The 1855-nt window shown below is 74.2% G+C and carries 2 protein-coding genes and 2 pseudogenes; 3 read left to right on the top strand and 1 reads right to left on the bottom strand.

Annotated elements, in window-relative coordinates:
* A pseudogene (locus KBX39_RS30290) lies at nucleotides 1–215 on the top strand (phenylacetic acid degradation protein PaaN); the annotation flags it as partial.
* 70 nt (nucleotides 216–285) lie between these two features.
* On the opposite strand, the gene KBX39_RS30285 reads toward KBX39_RS30290, so the two are convergent.
* Nucleotides 286–801 (bottom strand): GNAT family N-acetyltransferase, encoded by a 516-nt coding sequence (locus tag KBX39_RS30285; RefSeq protein WP_043327984.1) that lies wholly within the window; start codon nucleotides 799–801, stop codon nucleotides 286–288.
* A gap of 223 nt (nucleotides 802–1024) precedes the next feature.
* Here KBX39_RS30285 and KBX39_RS30280 point away from each other — a divergent pair, with 223 nt between their 5' ends.
* The gene (locus KBX39_RS30280; protein ID WP_013288855.1) at nucleotides 1025–1228 is read left to right on the top strand and encodes a cold-shock protein; all 204 of its coding nucleotides are present in this window, start codon (nucleotides 1025–1027) and stop codon (nucleotides 1226–1228) included.
* A gap of 113 nt (nucleotides 1229–1341) precedes the next feature.
* Nucleotides 1342–1855 (top strand): annotated as a pseudogene (locus tag KBX39_RS30275) (hypothetical protein); the annotation flags it as partial.

The following is a 1855-nucleotide window of genomic DNA, read 5'->3' as shown; positions in this document are numbered from 1 at the left end:
CCGACGAGGCGGTGCTGGACGAGGCCGAGAAGGCGGCCATCGACGCCGGGGTGCACCTGTCCTGCAACCTCACCGGCGGGGTGTTCGTCAACCAGTCGGCGGCGTTCTCCGACTTCCACGGCTCCGGCGCGAACGCGGCGGCCAACTCGGCGCTGACCGACGGCGCGTACGTGGCGAACCGGTTCCGCATCGTCCAGAGCCGCCGCCACTCCTGAAAGGAGGGGCCCCTTCTTAACGCCTCCGGTATAGGAGGGGCCCCCTCTTAACAACTGCGTCCGGTCGGCCTCACGCCGGGCGGCGCATCTGGAGTTCGTGCAGGCGGGGGATCCTGGGGTGCGGCACGCGTACTCCGGTGTCCACGAAGCCCAGCTTCTGGTAGGCCCGGTAGGCCCGGTCGTTGCCGACCACCACCTCCATCATCAGCTCGGGCCGTCCGCAGGCGCGCGACCAGGCGGCCACCTCGTCGACGAGCGCGGCGAGCAGACCGCTGCCCCGCCGGGCCGGCGTCACGTAGACCGCGTAGACGAGCGTCAGGCCCGGCTCGTCCGGCGCGGCGGTGCCACCGGCGTGGCCGACCAGCCGGCCGCCCGGGTCGGCCACGAACTGGGCGGTGTGGTCGCCCCGGGAGACGGCCGCGACCCGGGCCGCGAACTCCGCGTGCGGCCGGGCGGCGGCCTCGGCCACCGTCTCCAGGAAGGCCAGTGGGGAGTCGGCCAGCATCTCCAGCCGCAGCGCCCGCATCCGGGCGGCGTCGGTCGGCCGGACCCGGCGAACGGTGGTCGTGGTGGGCGCGCTGGTCATGCCGCATGCATACCGGACGGGCCGGCGCAGGCGCGTGACCGGGGCCGGGTACCGCCCGGAATATGCCCGATTTGTGGTCGTGCGCCGTCGTCACGCCTCGTGTAGCGTGCGATTTCGGTCACCGAATTCAGTGGTCGTCGCCGATCGCTGAACCGGTGTGCTACCGGTGCCGGTCCGCCGGTTTCCGGGTGTTGGAACGCCGCGCAGAGTGAGGAAGTGCACCGTGGCACAGGGCACCGTGAAGTGGTTCAACGCCGAAAAGGGCTACGGCTTCATCGCCGTCGACGGCGGGCAGGACGTCTTCGTCCACTTCTCCGCGATCGAGATGGACGGTTACAAGGCGCTGGACGACGGCCAGCGGGTCGAGTTCGAGATCGCGCAGGGGCAGAAGGGTCCGCAGGCCGAGCGGGTCCGCGTCATCGCCTGACCTCCGCCCGCCGGGCGGTTCCGCAGCCGGGTCCGCCGACCGGGGGGCTGCGCTGTGAGCGTGCACCATGGAAGATCATGAGCCGTTCCAGCCGTAGCCGCTGAGGAGGGCCCATGTCCGATCTGCCTCCGCCGGGTTCCACCGAACCGGTGTCGCCGACGCCGTCCGGCTCTCCGGCCGACCCGACCGCGCCTCCGCCTCCGGCCACCGATCCGGCGTCGTCGGGGAGCGCCGGCCCGTCCGTGCCCGCTCCCGGCCCGGCGCCCGCCGATCCCTGGGCCGACCAGACCGGCTACGGCCCGAGCATTCCGCAACAACCCGGGTACGACGCGCAGCCCGCCCACCCGAACCCGTCCGGCCCGGCCACTCCCGCCGACCCGGCCACCCCGCCCGGTGGGGGCGACCCGGCCGGCTGGACCGCGCCGGGTGCCGCCCCGCCCCCCAGCTACCCCACGCCGCCGGGCTACCCCGCGATGCCGGGCTACCCGGCTGGTCCTCCCCAGGCGGGCTGGCCCGGGTACCCGGCTCATCCGATGCCGGGCGCCGCCTACCCGGTGGCCGCCGGCCCCGGGGCGGACGCCCGCTGGTTCCCCGGCATCGACCCGCCGGACCCGCGCGTCAACCCGC

Origin of the sequence: Micromonospora sp. D75, assembly GCF_018070405.1 — a bacterium.
Classification (GTDB): domain Bacteria; phylum Actinomycetota; class Actinomycetes; order Mycobacteriales; family Micromonosporaceae; genus Micromonospora; species Micromonospora chalcea.
The sequence above is the reverse complement of the archived record's forward strand: the minus strand, read 5'-3'. Positions and strand labels throughout refer to the sequence as shown.

Excerpts from the sequence above, each read along its gene's own strand:
- KBX39_RS30285 (WP_043327984.1), bottom strand. The coding sequence starts at position 801 with ATGACCAGCGCGCCCACCACGACCACCGTTCGCCGGGTCCGGCCGACC.